The following is a 20,110-nucleotide window of genomic DNA, read 5'->3' on the forward strand; positions in this document are numbered from 1 at the left end:
GCGAATAAATCCCGTGGCCGGGGTGTTCTTCACATGAGCCACATTTTTCGAGAAATTGGCCTTTAATCTTTCCTTAACTCACCTATCTCAGACTCTTGATCGTATTTCTCGATATTTCAAAGCGAAATTTTCCGCTTTAAATCGATAGATAACTCGATAGTCTTGGTCGCAGTTCTCACGGGATATGGGCAATGCAGCTACGTAACTCTTCTTCTCGCTACGGTTGGGTCAGCGTTTTCCTGCACTGGGGCGTGGCGCTGGCGGTCTTCGGGCTGTTCGCGTTGGGCCTGTGGATGGTCGGTCTGGATTACTACAGCACTTGGCGCAAAGACGCGCCGGACCTGCACAAAAGCATTGGTCTGACGCTGTTTGCCATCATGCTGCTGCGGGTGTTGTGGCGTTTCATCAGCCCGCCGCCGCCAGCGTTGCAGAGCTATAGCCGCATGACGCGCCTTGGCGCCAAGTTCGGCCACACGTTCCTGTATATCAGTCTGTTCGCTGTGATGCTTGCCGGTTACCTGATTTCCACCGCAGACGGTGTCGGGATTCCGGTGTTTGGCCTGTTTGAGATTCCTGCGCTGGTTTCCGGACTACCGGATCAGGCAGATACCGCCGGGGTGATTCATCTGTATCTGGCGTGGATGCTGGTAATTTTTTCCGGTCTCCATGCGCTGGCAGCATTGAAGCACCACTTTATCGACCGTGATGCGACGCTGACGCGAATGTTCGGCCGCAAAGCTTGAAATTCAACCTCGACTCCAAAGGAATAGAAAGCATGTTGAAAAAGACTCTCGCCGCTCTGGCAATCGGTTCTGCTCTGCTGTCGGTTAACGCGATGGCTGCTGACTACACAGTTGACAAAGAAGGTCAGCACGCCTTCGTCGACTTCAAGATCAGCCACCTGGGCTACAGCTTCATCACCGGTACTTTCAAGGATATCGACGGCAAGTTCAGCTTCGATGCTGCCAAGCCAGAAGACAGCAAGATCGAGTTCAATGTGAACACTTCCAGTGTGTTCACCAACAACGCTGAGCGCGATAAGCACATCTCCAGCGCTGATTTCCTGAACGCGAGCAAGTTCGCTCAAGCCACCTTCGTCTCCACCAGCGTCAAATCCACCGGCAAAAACGCCGCGGGCAAAGACACTGCTGACGTGACCGGCGACCTGACGATTGCTGGCGTGACCAAGCCAGTCGTGGTCAAGGCGACTTTCCTGGGTGAAGGCAAGGATCCATGGGGCGGCTACCGTGCCGGCTTCGAAGGTACTACCAGCCTGAAGCGTTCCGACTTCGGCAAGCAGAAAGACCTGGGCCCATCGTCCGATGCAGTCGAGTTGTATGTGACGTTTGAAGGTGTCAAAGCGAAGTAATGCTGAGACCGTAGGAGCTGCCGAAGGCTGCGATTTTTAAAGATCAAAAGATCGCAGGCTTCGCCAGCTCCTACAAAAGCATTTTTCAGCGCACACAAAAACGCCCTCGATCTCGCGACCGGGGGCGTTTTTTATTGCCAGCCAAAATTTACACCCCACCGCCAATCCCCTGTGGAGCGAGCTTGCTCGCGATGAGGCCCTCACATTCAACATCTCTGCTGACTGGTCTACCGCTATCGCGAGCAAGCTCGCTCCCACAGGGGGTTGTTGGTGAGTTGAGGATTTGTGTTCGTCCCCGAAAACAAAAATGCCCCGGATCGTGAGAGCCGGGGCATTTTTTAGTGCAGCGTTAAATCAGCGATTGCGGGTCAGCAACGCTGGTTTCTCGCCGCGCGGACGACCTGGCAGTTGATCCAGTTGCTCAGGAGTCGGGAACCGATCGGTCTTCGACTCTTTATGGATGATCTTCGGTGCCGGGCCACGCGGGTTTTGCACGGCCGGTTCGGAACGAGGCTGCTCGTCACGGGCCGGGCGGCGGTTGCGGGACTCCTCGCGACGGGCCTGACCGTCACGTGGAGCACCGTTGCGTGGGCCGCTGCGCTTGGCCGGCGGAGTGCCGGTGGTGGCGCCGTCGCTGCTGCGCGGGCCACTTTGGCGACCCTGAGGCTTGCCGCCGGTGCGCGGGGCACCTGCGCCAGCTGCCGCGCCTTGTGCCGGAGCACCCGGACGACGGCCGCGACCCTGGGCCGGTTTGGCCTGCGGCACGTAGTCAACGCGGTTACCGAAGTTATCCACGTCGTCGTCCAGGAACTCGTCCGGAGCACGATCAGCGGCGGCCGCGCGTGGTGCCGGACGCTGTTGTTCGCGAGCCGGGGTGCCTTCGCGTGGTTTGTGTTCACGGGCAGGGCGATCGCCACGGCCAGTGGCCGCAGGGGCTTTTTCCTTGCCGCCCTTGTCCTTGCCTTTGTCTTTACGACCGCCGCCACCGCCAGTGCCGTTCGGACCGTCGCCGCGCGGGCCACGTGGGTTGCGCGGGTTACGCACATCCGGACGCTCGCGGACTTCTGGTTTCTCGGCTTCTACAGCGCTGGAGTCGAAGCCCATCAGGTTGCCGTCGGCAATCTTCTGCTTGGTCATGCGCTCGATGCTTTTCAGCAGTTTTTCTTCGTCCGGGGCCACCAGCGAGATCGCCTCGCCCGAACGACCGGCACGGCCCGTACGGCCGATGCGGTGCACGTAGTCTTCATCGACGTTCGGCAGTTCGAAGTTGACCACGTGTGGCAACTGGTCGATGTCGAGGCCGCGAGCGGCGATGTCGGTAGCGACCAGGATGCGCACTTCGCCGGCCTTGAAGTCGGCCAGGGCTTTGGTGCGAGCGTTCTGGCTCTTGTTACCGTGGATGGCGACGGCGCTCAGGCCGTGTTTATCCAGGTACTCGGCCAGGCGGTTGGCGCCGTGCTTGGTGCGGGTGAAAACCAGGACCTGTTCCCAGGCGCCAGCGGTAATCAGGTGCGCCAGCAGCGAACGCTTGTGGCTCGCGGCCAGGCGGAACACACGCTGTTCGATACGCTCGACCGTGGTGTTTGGCGGCGTGACTTCGATGCGTTCCGGGTTGTGCAACAGCTTGCCGGCGAGGTCGGTGATGTCTTTGGAGAACGTCGCCGAGAACAACAGGTTCTGACGTTTGCTCGGCAAACGGGCCAGGACCTTTTTCACGTCATGGACAAAGCCCATGTCGAGCATGCGGTCGGCTTCGTCCAGCACGAGGATTTCCACGTGGGACAAATCGACGCTGCCTTGGCCGGCGAGGTCGAGCAGGCGGCCAGGGCAGGCCACCAGCACGTCAACACCGCGGGACATGGCCTGAACCTGTGGGTTCATGCCGACGCCGCCGAAGATGCAGGCACTGACGAACTTCAGGTCACGGGCATAGACCTTGAAGCTCTCGTGTACTTGAGCCGCGAGTTCGCGAGTTGGGGTCAGGACCAGTACGCGCGGTTGGCGCGGGCCGTGACGCTGGGATTTGTCCGGGTGACCGTTGGGGAACAACCGCTCCAGAATCGGAAGGGCGAAGCCGCCGGTTTTACCAGTACCTGTCTGTGCCGCGACCATCAGGTCGCGACCTTGCAACACGGCGGGAATGGCCCGCTGTTGCACCGGAGTAGGCTCGGTATAGCCCGCTGCCTCGATGGCGCGGACTAAAGCCTCGGAGAGACCGAGGGAAGCAAAGGACATGAGTAATCCTGTTTTAGTTAGGGCTTGGCCCAATGGGAGTCTTGCCTGGCGCGAATGGCGTTTAAGAGGACGCAATCCCGTCCGGTCCTGCTGGGTTTCGAAGGCTCGTCTGGAGCGCTCGCGCGGGCTGAAAAGCTGCGCTGTAGCGGGGTCGAGATGCCTTGAACGATTCCGAGCGTCCGGGCGTGAGCCTGGCGGGAAGGCCGGAGTATAACAGAGCAATCACTGCGCGCCGCTTTCCTGCTGCTCAACGGTTTTTCCGCCCGTGGCAGAAGCGCTTGTCGCCTGCACGACCGGGGCCGGACTCGCGCCATAGCGGGCGCTCAGCTCCGCGTAGGCGGGCTCACGCTTGAAACGCTTGAGCTCGGCACCGAAGCGCTGCACCAGCAAATCCATGCCGGCGTTGCGCCGAACCGCCAGAAATTGACTCTGGTGGCTGATGATCGTCGGGTTTTCGGTGATCTGGTCGCGGATCTTCAGCTCATCGAGCAAATGCTGGCCGACCCGGCGGTCGGTGATCAACAGATCGATCCGCCCGCGCAGCAGTTTGCCGAAGTTGGCTTCATGAGTCGGCGCCGGTTCGCGGGTAAACAGCGTCGAGCCGCTGAAGTCCTCGCTGTAGAGATAACCCGGCGAGGTGCCGATGGTCAGACCTTTCAGGTCATTGAGGGTGCTGAACGGATGGGGCCGTTCGTTGGCGTAGAACATCACGAACTCGACTTCCGAGAGCGGTTCGCTGGGGTAGAGCAGGGTGGCGTCGCGTTCATCGCTGTGGAAAATGTCCAGCGCACCGTCGGCCTGGCCGGTGTCGAGCATTGACAGGCAGCGTTTCCAGGGCAGGAATTGCCATTCGACTTCGATCCCCAAGCGTTTGAAGACGATGGCGGTGGTTTCGTAGTCAAGCCCTAAGGATTTGCCGTTTTCCTCGTACACATAGGGTGCCCACGGCTCCGTGACAATGCGCAATTTCTCGCCCCGAGCGGCAAAGCTCAGGCAAGTGAAAAGAAGCACGGTCAGTAACTGCGTGATCAAAGGCATGGCTTGAGATTACGACGAGAAACCGTAAAGAGCCAGAAACTGGCCGCAGAAGCTCTAACTCAGTATGTTGCTGCACAATAAAAGGGCGTTGAAAGCAAAAAATCGCAACCTTCGGCGGCTCCTACATCGGGTTTGTGTAATCCCTGTAGGAGCTGCCGTAGGCTGCGATCTTTTGATCTTGCTTGTACGATTTTTATCGCGGCAACTTCAGGTTATTCCACACCGCCAGGCTCGGTTCAGCCTGGTTCAGCGTGTAGAAGTGCAGCCCTGGAGCGCCACCTTGCAGCAGACGTTCGCACATCTCAGTGATGACTTGCTCACCAAAGCCTTGAATGCTTTGGGTGTCGTCGCCGTAGGCTTCCAGTTGCTTGCGGATCCAGCGCGGGATTTCCGCACCGCAGGCATCGGAGAAGCGCGCAAGTTTGCTGTAGTTGGTGATCGGCATGATCCCCGGCACGATCGGGATGTTCACGCCCATCGCCCGTACACGCTCGACGAAGTAGAAGTAGCTGTCGGCGTTGAAGAAGTACTGGGTGATCGCACTGTCGGCGCCAGCGTTGGCCTTGCGCACGAAGTGGTTCAGATCGTCTTCGAAATTGCGCGCTTGCGGATGCATTTCCGGGTAGGCGGCGACTTCGATGTGGAAATGATCGCCGGTTTCTTCACGAATGAATTCAACCAGGTCGTTGGCGTGGCGCAATTCACCGCTGGCCATGCCCATGCCCGAAGGCAGGTCACCGCGCAGGGCAACGATACGTTTGATACCGGCGGCCTTGTATTGCGTCAGCAGGCCACGCAGGTCGTCCTTGCTGTCGCCCACGCAGGACAGATGCGGTGCGGCAGGGACTTTGACTTCGCTTTCCAGCTGCAACACGGTGTTGATCGTGCGATCACGGGTCGAACCGCCAGCGCCATAGGTGCAGGAAAAGAAATCGGGGTTGTACGTCGCCAGTTGATGGGCAGTGGCGAGCAGTTTTTCATGCCCAGCGTCGGTCTTCGTAGGGAAGAACTCGAAGCTGTAGCGACGGTCTTGGGACATGGAGGGGACCTCCAGCTGCAAGTTGCAAGCTGCAAGCTACAAGAGAGCGTAGCGCCGACTCTCGTAGTTGAAGCCCGCAACTCACGGCTGCGTAATAGCGATGAAGAAGCAAGCAGCAAGCCTCAAGTGCAAGTAAACGAACCGCTCTTACTTGCCGCTTGAAGCTTGCCACTTACAGCTGCTGTCAGTAGCGGTAAGCGTGCGGCTTGAACGGGCCTTCGACGGTCACGCCGATGTAGTCGGCCTGGGTCTTGGTCAGTTGAGTCACGACGCCGCCGAAACCGCGGACCATTTCCAGGGCCACTTCTTCGTCGAGTTTCTTCGGCAGTACTTCAACGGTCAGGCGCTCGGCTTTCTGGGCTGGCGACAGGTCGGCGTACTTCTGGCCGAACAGGAAGATCTGCGCCAGAACCTGGTTGGCGAACGAACCGTCCATGATGCGGCTTGGGTGACCGGTGGCGTTACCCAGGTTAACCAGACGGCCTTCGGCCAGCAGGATCAGGTAGTCGTCGTTCTGGGCATCGAATGCGCCAGGACCGGTACGGTGGATCTTGTGAACCTGTGGCTTCACTTCTTCCCATGCCCAGTTTTTGCGCATGAAAGCGGTGTCGATTTCGTTGTCGAAGTGGCCGATGTTGCAGACAACAGCGCGCTTCTTCAGGGCTTTGAGCATGTTCGAGTCGCAAACATTGACGTTGCCGGTGGTGGTCACGATCAGGTCGATCTTGCCCAGCAGTGCTTTGTCGATGCTTTCTTCGGTGCCGGTGTTGATCCCGTCGATGAACGGCGAAACCAGTTCGAAACCGTCCATGCAGGCCTGCATGGCGCAGATCGGGTCGACTTCGGAGACTTTAACGATCATGCCTTCCTGACGCAGGGACTGGGCCGAGCCCTTGCCCACGTCACCGTAACCGATGACCAGCGCTTGCTTGCCGGACAACAGGTGGTCGGTACCGCGCTTGATCGCGTCGTTCAGGCTGTGACGGCAGCCGTACTTGTTGTCGTTCTTGCTCTTGGTCACCGAGTCGTTGACGTTGATGGCCGGGATTTTCAGCTCGCCCTTGGCCAGCATGTCCAGCAGGCGGTGAACGCCGGTGGTGGTTTCTTCGGTGACGCCGTGGACGCGGTCCAGGATCGCCGGGTATTTCTTGTGCAGCAGCTCGGTCAGGTCGCCGCCGTCGTCGAGGATCATGTTGGCATCCCAAGGCGCGCCATCTTTCAGGATGGTTTGCTCCAGGCACCACTCGTACTCTTCTTCGGTTTCGCCTTTCCAGGCATAAACCGCGATGCCGGCAGCGGCGATAGCAGCAGCGGCCTGGTCTTGAGTCGAGAAAATGTTGCAGGACGACCAGCGAACTTCGGCACCCAGGGCAACCAGGGTTTCGATCAGCACGGCTGTCTGGATGGTCATGTGGATGCAGCCGAGAATCTTGGCGCCTTTGAGCGGCTGCTCACCGGCGTACTTGCGGCGCAGACCCATCAGGGCTGGCATTTCGGATTCGGCGATGATGGTTTCGCGACGACCCCAGGCAGCCAGGGACATGTCGGCGACTTTGTAATCGGAAAAATCTGCAGGCGTGATAACAGCGCTCATGATGAGCCTCCATTCGTAATGTATGCGAATGGGCGCCGTTGTGCGTTTAGTGTCTGGCCAGGGCCAGTCAACGCCCCATCCGAGCCTGACAGGTTTGACCTGCTGCAGCGCCCCTCGGACAGGTGGCGGGAAAACGGTATCAGGTGAAGATGACCGTTCTGAAACGGTGGCGATTATAGCTTTCTTTGAGCGGCAAGTTGCAAGCCGCAAGCGACAAGTTGCAAGCGGATCGGTTTTTACTTGCAGCTTGTAGCTTGAAACTTGAAGCTGGGGGGCACATCTACCGCAATCGCTCAAACACTCCGGAGCCCCCCATGAATTTCCACACCCGCAAATGGGTAAAACCCGAAGACCTCAACCCCAACGGCACGCTGTTCGGCGGCAGCCTGTTGCGCTGGATCGACGAAGAAGCGGCGATCTATGCCATCGTCCAGCTGGGCAACCAGCGCGTGGTCACCAAGTACATTTCCGAGATCAACTTCGTCAGCGCCTCGCGCCAGGGCGACATCATCGAACTGGGCATTACCGCCACCGAGTTCGGCCGCACCTCGATCACCCTGACCTGCGAAGTGCGCAACAAGATCACGCGCAAAAGCATCCTCACGGTAGAGCGGATGGTGTTTGTGAACCTGGGTGAAGACGGCTTGCCGGCACCGCACGGGCGGACCGAGATCCTGTACGTCAAAGATCAGTTCAAGGATGACGTCGCCAGCGAGTAATGCGAGCCCTGTAGGAGCAAAGCTTGCTCGCGAAGGCGTCATTTGCATCACCCCCAAAATCGAGGTGGACCCTTCGCGGGCAAGCCTCGCTCCTACAGAGCAGGTTTCGTCGGCGGTCAGTGAACAGCTCCGAACCCCGCGTGTCGTACTTACATGACACGCCACCGGTTCCGGAGCTCCATGGACACTCAAAAAGACGGCAAGACCCCGAACCTCTCGGCTGAAGAACAACACGAAGCCGACCGTAACCAGCCACCGCGCGCGGCGGTGCTGCACGAAATCATCCGCACCCAGGGCGATCAGGAACTCGAGCGCAGTGTCGCCGCGCTCTGGTGGTCGGCCCTCGCGGCGGGTCTGACCATGGGCCTGTCGCTAATGGCCATGGGGCTGCTCAATTCACGACTGCCGGACGGTGAAGGCTTCAAGGTGATCGCCAGTTTCGGCTACTGCGCCGGTTTCCTCGCGGTCATTCTGGCGCGCCAGCAACTGTTCACCGAAAACACCCTGACGGCCGTGCTGCCGGTCATGACCAAACCCACGCTGAACAATTTCGGTCGGCTGCTGCGTCTGTGGGGTGTCGTGTTGTTTGGCAACCTGTGCGGTACGTTGCTGGTGGCCTACGTGATGCTGCACCTGCCGATTTTCGACACCAAGACCGACCTGGCCTTCCTCGACATCGGCCGCAAGATCATGGAAAACAGCGCGAGCCAGATGTTCGCCAAAGGCATTATTTCCGGCTGGATGATCGCCACCATGGTCTGGATGATTCCATCCATGGAGAGCGCCAAGATGTGGATCATCATCCTCATCACTTACCTGATGGCGCTGGGGGACTTCACCCACATCGTCGTCGGTTCGGCGGAAGTGTCGTATCTGGTGTTTGCCGGCGAATTGCCGTGGAAGGATTTCTGGCTGGTGTTCGCCGGGCCGACGTTGGCGGGCAACATCATTGGCGGCAGTTTCATCTTTGCCTTGATCAGCCATGCGCAGGTGCGCAGTGAAAGCGGCGCGCCGAAGAAGGCGGATCAGCCGGACGTGGCCGACCCGCGAAAGATCAAAAAGTGATCAGTGATGCTCGGCCTGCGCCGTTGGCGCAGGCTCATCCTTGGTCACGTGCTTGACCAGTTTGCCGATGCTCAAGCCCTGCAACAGAATCGACGACAACACCACGATGTAGGTGATGCTCAAGATCAGATCCCGCTCCGGCCCCAGCGGCAACGCCAGGGCCAGCGCCACCGACACACCGCCACGCAAACCACCCCAAGTCAGAATCCGGATCGTCCCGCGCGGGACGGTGCGCCAGCGCCGCAGCAGCAGAATGGCCGGGGCCACGGTCAGCAAGCGCGACAGTAAAATCGCCAGCGCCAGCAAACTCGCGGCCAAGACGTGCAGCCAGTTGAATGGCAGCAGCAACAGCTCCATGCCGATCAGCGCGAACAGCAGGGCGTTGAGCATGTCGTCGAGCAGTTCCCAGAAACCGTCCAGGTACTTTCGCGTCATGTCGTTCATCGCCAGGTTGCGGCCCAGATTGCCGATGATCAGGCCGGCGACCACCATCGCGATCGGTGCGGAAACGTGCAGCTCCGAGGCCATGGCCGAACCGCCGATCACCAGCGCCAGGGTCAGCATCACTTCGATCTGATGCTGCTCGATGCTCTTGATCATCAGGTACACCAAATACCCGATCAGCCCACCGAACACCACGCCGCCAATCGCCTCATGGGCGAACAGCATCGCCGTGGCGCCGACGGTTGGCGTTTCACCCAGCTGCGCGATGCCCAGCAGCACGGTGAACACCACCACGGCCGTGCCGTCATTGAACAGCGACTCGCCGACGATCGTGGTTTTCAGTGGTTTGGAGGCGTTGGCGGTCCGCAGCACGCCGAGTACCGCGATCGGGTCGGTGGGGGAAATCAGCGCGCCGAACAGCAGGCAATAGAGGAAGCTCACGTGCCAGCCGAACAGGGCAAAAATGTACCAGGCGAGGCTGCCAATCACCGCGGTGGCGATCAACACACCGAACGTCGCCAACAGGCCGATGGGCCAGCGGTAACTGCGCAGGTCGTTCAGGTTGACGTGCAGCGCGCCGGCGAACAGCAGGAAGGACAACATCCAATTCATCAGCAGATCACCGAAATCGATCTGGCCGATCAACTGCTGCACGCGTTCTTCCAGGCCGGGATAACCGATGAAGCTCAGGCCTTGCAACAGCAGGGAAAACATCAGCGCGGTGACCATGACGCCGATGGTCGGGGGCAGGCCGATGAAGCGGAAATTCACGTAGGTGAGGAGGGAGGTGAGGCAGATAAACGCAGCGACAAGTTCAAGCATCCGGGGTCCTTTGGATGGAGAGGTAAATAGAAAAGGAGTTCAGGGTTGGGCAGTTACACCGCGTCAACTTCTTCGCGAGCAAGCCCGCTCCCACATGGGGTCCAGGTCGTACACAAAATCTGTGTTCACTCGAGATCCACTGTGGGAGCGGGCTTGCTCGCGAAAGCAATCTTATGGACAACGCAATGATTCAGCCGGACACATTGACCGCAGCCGCACCACGACGTTGCAGGTAGATATAGAAAAGCGCTGTCAGCACCGTCAGGCCACTGACCAGCGCACCGGTCCACGGCAAGTCCGCCAGGTCCGCGCCACTGGCAACCACCAGCCCGCCAATCCAGGCGCCGGCGGCGTTGCCGAGGTTGAATGCACTCTGGTTCAACGTCGAGCCGAGGTTCGGCGCTTCATGGGCCTGATCGATAATCAGCAGTTGCAGGATCGGGCACAGGGCGAACGCAAAAATCCCCCACAGCACCAACGTAATCGCCGCCGGGATCACCGAATGGCTGGTCTGGCTGAACGCCGCCAATACGACGACCACCGCCAGCGCCATGCCCACCAGCGAAGGCAGCAAGCGACTGTCCGCCAGACGACCGCCAAGCATGCTGCCCGTCGTCAGGCCTACGCCGAACAACAGCAGCATGATGGTCACGCCGTGGGGGCTGACGCCGGTGATGTCTTGCAGGATCGGCGCGATGTACGTGAATACGCTGAACAGGCTGGTGGACGCCAGCACGCTCATGCCCAAAGCCAGCAGCACGTTGACCTTGCCCAGCACCTTGAACTCGCTGGCCAGGTTGGCCTTGTCCATGGCGATGTCTTTCGGCAACCAGACCCATTGGGCAATGGCGGCAATCACGCCAATCACCGACACCGCCCAGAACGTCGAGCGCCAACCCGCGTATTGCCCAAGCGCCGTGCCCAACGGCACGCCGAGCACGTTGGCCAGGGTCAGGCCGGTGAACATCATCGCAATGGCCTGGGCCCGTTTGTTCGGCGCCACCAGACCGGCGGCTACCACCGAGCCGATGCCGAAGAACGCGCCGTGGCACAACGCGGTGACCACGCGCGCGGCCATCAGCGTCGCGTAATTCGGCGCCAAGGCGCAGAGAATGTTGCCGAGGATAAACATCAGCGTCATCCCCAGCAGTGTGGCTTTGCGCGGCATGTTGGCGGTGCCGATCGCCAGGATCGGCGCGCCGAACACCACGCCCAGGGCGTAACCGGTGATCAGCAGGCCAGCGTGGGGGATGCTCACGGCGAGGTCGCGGGCGACATCGGGCAGCAAGCCCATGATGACGAATTCAGTGGTGCCGATGCCGAACGCGGCAACAGCGAGGGCAAGCAGGGCGAGTGGCATGCGCAAGGTCTCTGTCGGTAGTCTTGACGCTCTGATCAGGCATACGCAGGCCAACGACCATTCTCGATGAGGACGGGCGGGGGCAAAAATTATTGGAATTAGTCTGTGCGCAACTGAGTGCGGCGTGGTCGCTTGCAGTATAAACAGCTGCGGACATATGGCGAATCAATTATCTGCCCCTCCTTCCTGTAGGAGCAAAGCTTGCTCGCGATGGCGTCATTGAGATCGCCATCGCGGGCAAGCCTTGCTCCTACGGGGGCGGGGCGGGCTACAAAAGGAGTGTGCCGTGCTTGCGACGGCGTTGGTGTTGGTGGCGGCGCTGTTGCACGCGGCGTGGAATACCCTGATCAAATTCAGCGCCGAGCGGTTGCTGGTGGTGGCTTGCATGGACAGCGTGGCGATGCTGGTTGTCGCGCCAATGCTGCCGTTCGTGAGTGTGCCACCCATGGAAATATGGCCATGGATTCTGGCGTCGGCGGCGTTCGAGTTGCTCTATCGTTATCTGCTGATCCAGGCCTATCGGGTCGGCGACCTCGGGTTGGTTTATCCGCTGATGCGGGGACTGTCGCCCTTGGTGGTGCTGGCGTTGACGCTGATCTTCGCCGGGGAAGTGCTGACCAACCAGCAGATCTTCGGCATTTTGCTGATCCCGTTCGGCATGCTGTGCCTGCTCTGGCAGGGCGGTGGCGGTGCACGCTTGCCGTGGTCGATGCTGCCGGTGGTGGTGCTGATCGGCCTGTGCATCGGTTGCTACACCTTCATCGATGGCCAGGCCTTGCGCCGCTGGTCTCATCCGCTGGATTACCTGGTCTGGGTCACGCTGATCAGTGCCTGGCCGTTCCCGTTGCTGGCGCTGGTGCGTAAACGTGCGGCGTTCATGCTGTTCTGGCGCGAGCAGTGGCGACTGGGGCTGGCGGTCGGGTTTTGCGTGTTGTTCAGCTACGCTTTGGTGCTGTGGGCCATGCAGCTGGGCTCGATTGCCGAAGCGGCGGCGCTGCGTGAGATCAGTGTGATTCTGGTGGTGTTGTTCGGCATGCGTTACTTGAAAGAACCTTTCGGCCGGCCACGGCTCTTAGCCTGTGGGCTGGTGCTGGTCGGCATGTTGGTGATGAAGTTTTGACCGGCGCTCGGATTTCTAAAATTGAAGAAGGGACGGCTTTATGACGGTTGCTCTGTGGTGTGTTTTGATCGCGATTTTCCTGCCGTATATCTGCACGGCCATTGCCAAGGCCAGTGGCGGGTATCGGTTGCAAGACAACCATGATCCCCGGGACTTTCTTGAATCGTTGAATGGTTTCGCCAGGCGTGCGCATGCGGCGCAGTTGAACAGCTTCGAAGTGATGCCGGCGTTCGCGGTGGCAGTGCTCACGGCGCACCTGGTGGGTACGGCGCAACTGGTGACGGTCAACGTGCTGGCGGTGCTATTTATCACCAGTCGGTTGCTGTACATCATTTGCTATCTGGCGGACTGGGCGATCTTGCGGTCGCTGGTGTGGTTTGTGGGGATGGGGTTGATTGCGAGTTTCTTTTTTGTGTCGGTCTGATTGAAGCAAGAGCAAAAGATCGCAGCCTTCGGCAGCTCCTACCGGAGATCGTTGTTGTAAATACGATCGGTGTAGGAGCTGGCGAAGCCTGCGATCTTTTGACGTTAAGGTTTATCCGCGACTTGCGGCACTTTCGGCAATTCAGCCCCTTTGGGCCACAACATCCAGATCTGTCCCTGCTGTTTCATATCCCCGGCCAGTTGCCCGGCCGCTTCGCCAGTGCCCCAGAACAGGTCTGCGCGTACTTCGCCGGCAATCGCGCCGCCCGTGTCCTGAGCCGCTACCGGGCGAACCAGTGCGCTGCCGTCCGGTTTGGTGGTCGACAACCACAACAGACTGCCCAACGGAATCACTTTGCGATCCACCGCCGCGCTGTAGCCGGCCGTCAGCGGAACGTTCAGCGAGCCGCGAGGCCCTTCGTTACTGTCCGGGTTTTGGGTGAAAAACACGTAGCTGGGGTTGCTGCCAAGCAGTTGCGGAATACGCGACGGATTCGCCTTGGCCCAAGCGCTGATGGCGCCCATGGTCACGTCTTCCTTCTTCAGCTCACCCTGGTCCACCAGCCAGCGGCCGATGGGACGATACGGGTGGCCGTTCTGGTCGGCATACGCGATACGCAGTTGGCGACCACTGTCGAGCTGGATGCGCCCGGAGCCCTGGATTTGCAGGAACTGCAGGTTCATCGGGTCGGTCAGCCACGCAACGACCGGGGCCTTGACTCCTTTACTCTCGATGGTGGCGGCGTCGTCATACGGCTTGAGTACGCGACCTTCCAGTCGACCGCGCAGACGCTTGCCCTTGAGTTCCGGATAAATGCTGTCCAGGGACACAATGATCATGTCTTCGGGCACGCCGTACACCGGAATGTTAGCCACTTCAGTCTGGGTCAGGCTGCCGGGGTACACCGGTTCGTAGTAGCCGGTGATCAGGCCGTTGGGGTTGTCGTTGGCGGCGCGCAGGCCATAGACGTCCAGGTTCTGTTTGAGGAAACCACGAATCTCGCCGGCGGTTTGCGGCACATTGACAGACGCTGCGCAGGTCGAGCCCCAGACCGGGTCGGCTTTCAGTCGGGTGCAGGCACTGCGCCAGGAACCGAAGCCCGCCACCAGGTCGCTGTCGGACACGGCCGGCAACGCTTCCCAGGTCGCACTGGTGTAAGTGGCCAGGGCATGGGTTTTCGGTGTGTTGTTTTCGCCGCCGGTGCAGCCCGCGAGCACGGCCACCATCGGAAGGGTCCAGGTCAGGCGGGGGCGCCATGCCTTGAAACGGCTGTTCATGGAGTAATTCCTTTGACGGTTGCCTGAGTGCTCCATGCGCTCAAACAACCCTTATTGATAATAGGGCTATTGGTCTTTAACGATGACGCGAGGATACTGGCCGCCGTTCCCCGTGACCTGAAGCCACCATGACTCTTAAAAGACTTTCTGTTGTATTGCTGGCCTGCCTGACCTTGTCTGCCTGCGGCGGTGTCGACCCGAACTCTCCGCTGGGCCAGCGCAAGGCGATCTTCAAGCAAATGCTCAAGACCGGCGAAGACCTGGGTGGCATGTTGCGTGGGCGCATTCCGTTCGACGGGCCGACATTTGCCGACGGTGCGGTCAAGCTTGATTCGTTGTCCCACGAGCCATGGAAACATTTCCCGCAGGTGCGCGAAGAGGATCACACCAGCGCCAAGGACACTGTGTGGCAGCAGCAGGCACGCTTTCAGGAAATGGCCCGCAATCTTGAAAGCGCCACCGGTGAATTGGTGATTGCCAGCCAGGTCCAGCCGTACAAGGCCAGCAACCTTGGGCCGGCGGTGCAGAAAGTCGAAGATGCCTGCAGTGCGTGCCATAAACAGTTTCGGGATCATTGATTTGCGGTGTCCTGGCTGACGTCATCGCGAGCAAGCTCGCTCCCACAGTTGACCGCATTTCCCTGTGGGAGCGAGCTTGCTCGCGATGGCTGCCTGAAGGTCGACACACGTCTTCGTGTTTTGCCTTTTCTTACTTATCCAACTCATCCAGCGCTTCCTGCAATTCCTTGCGGGACTCGGCGAGTTTGTCTTTGCGTTTGTTGATCTTCTCGGCATCGCCCTTGCTCATGGCCTTGTCGAGATCGGCCTGACGCTTGCTGACTTCATGCTTGGCGTCGAGCACCTTGTTTTCCCGTTCCTTCTTCAAGGAGGCGTCGGTGCAATGGGCGGTGACTTCGCTCAAGGCGGTCTCCAGGCCAGCTTGCTGCTCGGCGTTGCCGTGGCTCTTGGCCAACTCGATCTGGTTGACGATGCCCTGCTTCTTGGCGGCGCAGCCGGTCAGTTCCGGGATTTCTTCGGCGGCCATCAAGGGGGCCGCCATCGCGGCGCAAAGGGCCAGCAGGGCGAGCGGTGAAAGAAGTTTCATAAAAGCTCCATGCGCAAAGGCAATCGGGTCGATGTGGCAATGGGCTGTTTGAGCGCAGCGCCACCATTGGGTTCCCGGGCTGACAGGCATTGTTGGTTGCTAAAAACCGTCAATCCCTGCCGCACGTAATGTTTCACTCAAGGCGAGGACCTGCGGGTCGCGGAAAAACGCGCTCAATTGCGCTGCGCGTCCCGGGCCAATGCCCGCTTCGGTCTGCCATTGTTCGTTGCTGCGTTGAGCCAGGGCCTGCCATGAATCGGCGAGCTGCGCCTGGCCCGTGGGGGGCAAACCCAACGCTTTGAGCCAGCGAGCGAAAGGACGTTGCCGGGCACTTTCAAAACTGTTTAAAAGACGAGCGCTGCTGCGCTCGCCGAAGCCGGCAATGTTAGCAAGCTCTTGGGCATCGAGGGTCAACCAATCCAGCAGGCTGTTGAGGCGGCCTGTTTCGAGAAGTTTCTGCCAGGTGCCAGGGCCGACGTGGGGCAGGGCTAGCCCCTGCTTGCCGCTGAGCCAGGTCAGGCGTGCGAGAAACTGGCTTTCGCACCCCGCTGTCGGCTGCCAGCAACTCAATGAATGAAAGTCCGCCGCCAGCGGTGCGCTCACTTCCGGGCGTTCGGTGCTGCGCAGCACCACCTCATCGAGCCGGGGAATGGTCAGGCCTGCGAGGCTGATGGCGACTTGGTCGCCGGGGCGAATATCCAGTTGCTCCCAGCGTTGCAGGGAGCTGACGCTCACGCGCTTGATCTGCCGGTCATCAAGCTTTACCGGCACAAGCTCCAGCACGGGGGTGATCCGCCCGGTTCGGCCAATCTTGAAATTGACCTTGCGCACCTCGGCCAGTGCCTGGGCGAACGGGTATTTCCAGGCGACGCTCCAGTAAGGCGGCCGAGCCTGCCAGCGCTCGGCAGACGGGCGCTGATCCTGGCGCAGGACAATGCCGTCGCTGGCGAAGGGCAGCGGGGAGCGATACCAGTCATCCCGCCAGTGTTCTGCATCGGCAAACGTGTTGAGCGGTTGGCTGTAGGGCTCGGTGGTCGGGAAGCCCAATTTATCCAGTGCCGTCATCCGGGCAGGCAGGGCTGCCGGACCTTGCGGCCAGTCCCAGACAAACAGTCCGATTCCGGCTGCCTGCTCTGCACTTAGCGTCTTGCGCGCCATCAATCCCGCCACGGTGGCGCGGGCGTTAAGGCTGCCGGCCTTGGCTTGTACGTGATCGGTCAGGCGCCAATAGAGTTCGCCTTGCACCAGCAAATCCGCCGGTTGGGTCAGTTGTTGAGGAATGGCGGTGATCTGACGTGCGGACGCAGTCCAGTCCTGGCCGTTCAACCCGTCACCGCGACTGATCGCCTGGTGCAGCAGGCCGTTGCGGTAAATCAGCGACACGGCCACGCCATCGACCTTGGGTTGAATCCAGACGTCCTTACGGTCGCGCAGCCAGTTTTCGACGGCGCGCTGATCGTGCAGTTTTTCCAGACCCGTGTGGGCGATCGGGTGGGGCACCTTGCCGGCCGCTGTTCGAAGTGGCTCAGCCGAAGCGCCGAGGTTGAAGCAGGTGCGCCAGTGTGTCAGCCGGGCGCGGGACTGGTCGTAGAGTTCGTCGGCAATCAGTGAGTGGCCGCTGCGGTGGTAGCTGTCGTCCCACGAGTCGATTTGTTGTTGAGCGGCGTTGATCTCGACCATGGCGCGAGTGAGCGGCCAGTCGGGGCAATCGGTGGCGCTTGCGGTCAGCGATGTCAGTAGGAGGGCGAAAAACAGGCGCAGGTTGGGGAGCATCGAGAGCGTCCTTGCTCGGGGAGATGCTTGAAGGCTAGTTGGTCTTTAGGTGTTGAGTGTTTGGTTATTTTGCTGGGTGTTTCGAGGTGAAAAGATCAAAAGATCGCAGCCTTCGGCAGCTCCTACAGGTGTGCGTCGGTTCAATGTAGGAGCTGCCGAAGGCTGCGATCTTTTAAACTTCATCCATGAAAAAGCCCCGCACGGCGCGAACCGTGCGGGGCTTTTGGTACCGCCGGGGAAGTCTTACAGACCGGCCGCCGCGCGCAGGGAGTCGGCGCGGTCGGTTTTTTCCCAGGTGAAGGTGGTGAAAGTATCGTCACCAACAGTCTTGGTTTCCGGGGTGCGACCGAAGTGGCCGTACGCAGCGGTTTCCTGGTACATCGGGTGCAGCAGGTCAAGCATGGTGGTGATTGCGTATGGACGCAGGTCGAACACTTCGCGAACCAGTTTGACGATTTTATCGTCGCTGATTTTGCCGGTGCCGAAGGTGTTCAACGAGATCGACGTAGGCTGGGCCACACCGATCGCGTAGGAAACCTGAATCTCGCAACGCTCGGCCAGGCCGGCAGCGACGATGTTCTTCGCGACGTAACGACCGGCGTAGGCCGCCGAACGGTCAACCTTCGATGGATCTTTACCGGAGAACGCGCCGCCGCCGTGACGGGCCATGCCGCCGTAGCTGTCGACGATGATCTTGCGACCGGTCAGGCCGCAGTCGCCAACCGGGCCACCGATGATGAACTGGCCAGTCGGGTTGATGTGGAACTGGGTATCTTTGGTCAGCAGTTCGGCAGGCAGCACGTGCTTGACGATCAGCTCCATCACGCCTTCGCGCAGGTCGTTGTACGACACTTCAGGGTTGTGCTGGGTCGACAGAACAACGGCGTCGATACCGACAACCTTGCCGCCTTCGTAACGGCAAGTCACTTGCGACTTGGCGTCCGGGCGCAGCCAAGGCAGCAGGCCGGACTTACGGGCCTCGGCTTGCCGTTGCACAAGCTGGTGCGAGAAGGTGATCGGTGCAGGCATCAGCACGTCGGTTTCGTTGCTGGCGTAGCCGAACATCAGGCCCTGGTCGCCGGCGCCCTGATCTTCAGGCTTGGCGCGGTCGACACCCTGGTTGATGTCTGGGGACTGCTTGCCAATGATGTTCATCACACCGCAAGTGGCGCCGTCGAAGCCGACATCGGAGCTGTTGTAGCCGATGTCCAGAATGACGTTACGCACGATCTCTTCCAGGTCGACCCAAGCCGACGTGGTGACTTCACCCGCGATGATTGCCACGCCGGTTTTGACCAGAGTCTCGCACGCCACACGGGCGAACTTGTCTTCAGCGATGATGGCGTCCAGCACCGCATCGGAAATCTGGTCGGCGATTTTGTCCGGATGCCCTTCAGACACGGACTCGGAGGTGAAGAGGGAGTATTCGCTCATCTCGATGTTTTCCTGAATTTACCGATGGTGAGTGTCGCCAGTCGGCCGCTGAAAATGGCGGACCTGGATCTGGAAACCATTGCGTAAGCCTACATAGAGGCTTTCCCCGGGAACGAGTCCCGCAGCGGTGGCCCAACGGGCCAAATCGTCCTGTTCAAACCCCAACCAGAGATCACCGCAGGCCTCCCTGGCCCAACTCTGGTTGTGGCTACATAACTCTGTCACGAGCAGGCTACCGCCTGGTTGCAGCAAGCCGGCCATGTGCTTGAGCGCTTCGGCCGGCGCGGCGAAATGGTGCAGCACCATGTTCAGTACAACGCAATCGGCGGTAAGGCTCACACCATTCAATGCATCGGCCAATTGCAAGCTGACGTTAGCCAGCCTTTCACGTTCGCAGACCTGGCGTGCCAGTTCGAGCATCGCCGGGCTGTTGTCCAGCGCCGTGACCTGGGTGAAGCGGCGCGCCAGTTCCGGCAGGAAACCGCCGTCGCCGGGGCCGACTTCAATGGCTGTGGCGCCTTCGCTGAAACTCAGCTTGTCGAGCAGAGCCACCACGCTTTCGCGGTACTGCGGCAGGCCGGCGATCAAATCTTGCTGGGCGCGAAACTTCTCCGCCACCCGTGAGAAAAAGTCCTGGCTGGCCGCCGCCCGTTGCCCATGGACCTGACCAATCCGCGACTGCACATCCGCCGGCAGGGTCAGGTTATCCACTTCTTCGAGCAAGGCCGCGTGCATTTTGCCGCCCGGCAGGTCGGTGTGGGGCAGGGCGCGACGGTAGAAAATCGCATTGCCTTCACGGCGGGTCGCCACCAGGTCGGCTTGAGCCAGGACCTTGAGGTGATGACTCATGCCCGATTGGCCGATGCCGAAGATTTGCGCCAGTTCCAGCACGCCAAACGAATCGTTGGTCAGTGCGCGCAATACATTCAGTCGCAGAGGATCACCGCCGGCCTTGCACAGGGCCGCCAGCTCATCGCAATCGTCATGTTGAATGGAAGGCGCGCGTAAATTCATAAGGCCAGCAGTCTAGTGATGGTCGGAAAACCTCGCAAGAGCAATATCAAAAAGTTTTGATATTGCTCGATAGATGGCACTTCTCAATGCTCTGTTGTCTCTACAAACGAATAGCAGAAAGGTTTCATCAGTCGAAACCGTCGTTATCCATTGGAAAAACGCCTCTAGATGATTATCTGTCATTGCCCCGAGGCGGGTGGGTGAGGGAAAATGCTCGCCTTTTTTCCGATTCGTTTTATTCACTCTCGATACAGAATCCTCAGGAGAACAGCGATGCCA

Annotated in this window: 19 protein-coding genes and 1 riboswitch; of the genes, 7 read left to right on the plus strand and 12 right to left on the minus strand. The window is 59.9% G+C overall.

Annotation, left to right across the window (positions count from 1 at the left end):
* Positions 1–191 precede the first annotated feature (191 nt).
* Together HB680_RS28965 and HB680_RS28970 are read left to right on the plus strand one after the other, a co-directional pair.
* On the plus strand, positions 192–743 hold the full coding sequence (locus HB680_RS28965) for a cytochrome b (protein WP_213941737.1): 552 nt from the start codon (positions 192–194) through the stop codon (positions 741–743).
* Between the two features lie 32 nt (positions 744–775).
* Positions 776–1,369 carry a YceI family protein gene (locus HB680_RS28970; RefSeq protein WP_213941738.1) on the plus strand — a complete coding sequence of 198 codons (594 nt, stop codon included), beginning with the start codon at positions 776–778 and terminating at the stop codon, positions 1,367–1,369.
* A gap of 354 nt (positions 1,370–1,723) precedes the next feature.
* Here HB680_RS28970 and HB680_RS28975 read toward each other — a convergent pair whose 3' ends face one another.
* The 4 genes from HB680_RS28975 to ahcY all read right to left on the minus strand — a co-directional run bounded on the left by HB680_RS28975 (position 1,724) and on the right by ahcY (position 7,275).
* Positions 1,724–3,604 (minus strand): DEAD/DEAH box helicase, encoded by a 1,881-nt coding sequence (locus HB680_RS28975; protein ID WP_213941739.1) that lies wholly within the window; start codon positions 3,602–3,604, stop codon positions 1,724–1,726.
* A 222-nt stretch (positions 3,605–3,826) separates the two neighbouring features.
* Complete coding sequence (locus HB680_RS28980; protein ID WP_213941740.1) at positions 3,827–4,642, minus strand: transporter substrate-binding domain-containing protein; 816 nt, start codon at positions 4,640–4,642, stop codon at positions 3,827–3,829.
* Between the two features lie 193 nt (positions 4,643–4,835).
* On the minus strand, positions 4,836–5,681 hold the full coding sequence (gene metF / locus HB680_RS28985) for a methylenetetrahydrofolate reductase [NAD(P)H] (protein WP_213941741.1): 846 nt from the start codon (positions 5,679–5,681) through the stop codon (positions 4,836–4,838).
* A gap of 184 nt (positions 5,682–5,865) precedes the next feature.
* Positions 5,866–7,275: an adenosylhomocysteinase gene (ahcY, locus tag HB680_RS28990; RefSeq protein WP_213941742.1), complete on the minus strand. Its 1,410-nt coding sequence runs from the start codon at positions 7,273–7,275 to the stop codon at positions 5,866–5,868.
* 23 nt (positions 7,276–7,298) lie between these two features.
* Positions 7,299–7,397, minus strand: a riboswitch (S-adenosyl-L-homocysteine riboswitch).
* A gap of 192 nt (positions 7,398–7,589) precedes the next feature.
* Here ahcY and HB680_RS28995 point away from each other — a divergent pair.
* Both HB680_RS28995 and HB680_RS29000 read left to right on the plus strand, forming a co-directional pair.
* Positions 7,590–7,994: a hotdog domain-containing protein gene (locus HB680_RS28995; RefSeq protein WP_123404261.1), complete on the plus strand. Its 405-nt coding sequence runs from the start codon at positions 7,590–7,592 to the stop codon at positions 7,992–7,994.
* Between the two features lie 180 nt (positions 7,995–8,174).
* Positions 8,175–9,059 carry a formate/nitrite transporter family protein gene (locus HB680_RS29000; RefSeq protein WP_213941743.1) on the plus strand — a complete coding sequence of 295 codons (885 nt, stop codon included), beginning with the start codon at positions 8,175–8,177 and terminating at the stop codon, positions 9,057–9,059.
* Here the strand turns inward: HB680_RS29000 and HB680_RS29005 are convergent, their stop codons facing one another.
* A complete protein-coding gene (locus HB680_RS29005) occupies positions 9,060–10,325 on the minus strand; it encodes a sodium:proton antiporter (protein WP_123404264.1) in 1,266 nt (421 codons plus the stop codon). It abuts the gene before it with no gap.
* A gap of 190 nt (positions 10,326–10,515) precedes the next feature.
* Positions 10,516–11,685, minus strand: coding sequence for an MFS transporter (locus HB680_RS29010; RefSeq protein ID WP_213941744.1), 1,170 nt, complete (start codon positions 11,683–11,685; stop codon positions 10,516–10,518).
* A 286-nt stretch (positions 11,686–11,971) separates the two neighbouring features.
* On the opposite strand from HB680_RS29010, the gene HB680_RS29015 reads away from it, so the two are divergent.
* Together HB680_RS29015 and HB680_RS29020 are read left to right on the plus strand one after the other, a co-directional pair.
* Positions 11,972–12,805, plus strand: coding sequence for an EamA family transporter (locus tag HB680_RS29015; protein WP_213941745.1), 834 nt, complete (start codon positions 11,972–11,974; stop codon positions 12,803–12,805).
* Between the two features lie 40 nt (positions 12,806–12,845).
* A complete protein-coding gene (locus HB680_RS29020) occupies positions 12,846–13,229 on the plus strand; it encodes an MAPEG family protein (RefSeq protein WP_213941746.1) in 384 nt (127 codons plus the stop codon).
* 104 nt (positions 13,230–13,333) lie between these two features.
* On the opposite strand, the gene HB680_RS29025 is transcribed toward HB680_RS29020, so the two are convergent.
* The gene (locus HB680_RS29025) at positions 13,334–14,506 is read right to left on the minus strand and encodes an MltA domain-containing protein (protein WP_213941747.1); all 1,173 of its coding nucleotides are present in this window, start codon (positions 14,504–14,506) and stop codon (positions 13,334–13,336) included.
* A gap of 128 nt (positions 14,507–14,634) precedes the next feature.
* On the opposite strand from HB680_RS29025, the gene HB680_RS29030 reads away from it, so the two are divergent.
* Entirely contained in the window at positions 14,635–15,084 is a 450-nt protein-coding gene (locus HB680_RS29030) for a cytochrome c (RefSeq protein ID WP_213941748.1), read from the plus strand.
* 130 nt (positions 15,085–15,214) lie between these two features.
* Here the strand turns inward: HB680_RS29030 and HB680_RS29035 are convergent, their stop codons facing one another.
* From HB680_RS29035 to HB680_RS29055, 5 genes are all read right to left on the minus strand, one after another.
* Entirely contained in the window at positions 15,215–15,610 is a 396-nt protein-coding gene (locus tag HB680_RS29035; protein ID WP_213941749.1) for a DUF1090 domain-containing protein, read from the minus strand.
* A gap of 99 nt (positions 15,611–15,709) precedes the next feature.
* The gene (gene ligB, locus HB680_RS29040; RefSeq protein ID WP_213941750.1) at positions 15,710–17,383 is read right to left on the minus strand and encodes an NAD-dependent DNA ligase LigB; all 1,674 of its coding nucleotides are present in this window, start codon (positions 17,381–17,383) and stop codon (positions 15,710–15,712) included.
* A 243-nt stretch (positions 17,384–17,626) separates the two neighbouring features.
* The gene (gene metK / locus HB680_RS29045; protein ID WP_213941751.1) at positions 17,627–18,817 is read right to left on the minus strand and encodes a methionine adenosyltransferase; all 1,191 of its coding nucleotides are present in this window, start codon (positions 18,815–18,817) and stop codon (positions 17,627–17,629) included.
* A gap of 18 nt (positions 18,818–18,835) precedes the next feature.
* Positions 18,836–19,831, minus strand: coding sequence for a metalloregulator ArsR/SmtB family transcription factor (locus HB680_RS29050; RefSeq protein ID WP_213941752.1), 996 nt, complete (start codon positions 19,829–19,831; stop codon positions 18,836–18,838).
* Between the two features lie 12 nt (positions 19,832–19,843).
* Positions 19,844–20,110: hypothetical protein (locus HB680_RS29055; protein ID WP_213941753.1), on the minus strand; the 267-nt coding region annotated here is incomplete at its 5' end.

The sequence above is a fragment of the Pseudomonas sp. dw_612 genome, from assembly GCF_018449725.1.
Lineage (GTDB): Bacteria > Pseudomonadota > Gammaproteobacteria > Pseudomonadales > Pseudomonadaceae > Aquipseudomonas.

Coding starts and splice junctions, on each gene's coding strand:
- metF (WP_213941741.1), bottom strand. CDS start 5,681: ATGTCCCAAGACCGTCGCTACAGCTTCGAGTTCTTCCCTACGAAGACC.
- HB680_RS29035 (WP_213941749.1), bottom strand. CDS start 15,610: ATGAAACTTCTTTCACCGCTCGCCCTGCTGGCCCTTTGCGCCGCGATG.
- HB680_RS29000 (WP_213941743.1), top strand. CDS start 8,175: ATGGACACTCAAAAAGACGGCAAGACCCCGAACCTCTCGGCTGAAGAA.
- HB680_RS28975 (WP_213941739.1), bottom strand. CDS start 3,604: ATGTCCTTTGCTTCCCTCGGTCTCTCCGAGGCTTTAGTCCGCGCCATC.
- HB680_RS29025 (WP_213941747.1), bottom strand. CDS start 14,506: ATGAACAGCCGTTTCAAGGCATGGCGCCCCCGCCTGACCTGGACCCTT.
- HB680_RS28970 (WP_213941738.1), top strand. CDS start 776: ATGTTGAAAAAGACTCTCGCCGCTCTGGCAATCGGTTCTGCTCTGCTG.
- HB680_RS29020 (WP_213941746.1), top strand. CDS start 12,846: ATGACGGTTGCTCTGTGGTGTGTTTTGATCGCGATTTTCCTGCCGTAT.
- ahcY (WP_213941742.1), bottom strand. CDS start 7,275: ATGAGCGCTGTTATCACGCCTGCAGATTTTTCCGATTACAAAGTCGCC.
- HB680_RS29005 (WP_123404264.1), bottom strand. CDS start 10,325: ATGCTTGAACTTGTCGCTGCGTTTATCTGCCTCACCTCCCTCCTCACC.
- HB680_RS29010 (WP_213941744.1), bottom strand. CDS start 11,685: ATGCCACTCGCCCTGCTTGCCCTCGCTGTTGCCGCGTTCGGCATCGGC.
- HB680_RS29050 (WP_213941752.1), bottom strand. CDS start 19,831: ATGAATTTACGCGCGCCTTCCATTCAACATGACGATTGCGATGAGCTG.
- HB680_RS28995 (WP_123404261.1), top strand. CDS start 7,590: ATGAATTTCCACACCCGCAAATGGGTAAAACCCGAAGACCTCAACCCC.
- ligB (WP_213941750.1), bottom strand. CDS start 17,383: ATGCTCCCCAACCTGCGCCTGTTTTTCGCCCTCCTACTGACATCGCTG.
- metK (WP_213941751.1), bottom strand. CDS start 18,817: ATGAGCGAATACTCCCTCTTCACCTCCGAGTCCGTGTCTGAAGGGCAT.
- HB680_RS28965 (WP_213941737.1), top strand. CDS start 192: ATGCAGCTACGTAACTCTTCTTCTCGCTACGGTTGGGTCAGCGTTTTC.
- HB680_RS29030 (WP_213941748.1), top strand. CDS start 14,635: ATGACTCTTAAAAGACTTTCTGTTGTATTGCTGGCCTGCCTGACCTTG.
- HB680_RS28980 (WP_213941740.1), bottom strand. CDS start 4,642: ATGCCTTTGATCACGCAGTTACTGACCGTGCTTCTTTTCACTTGCCTG.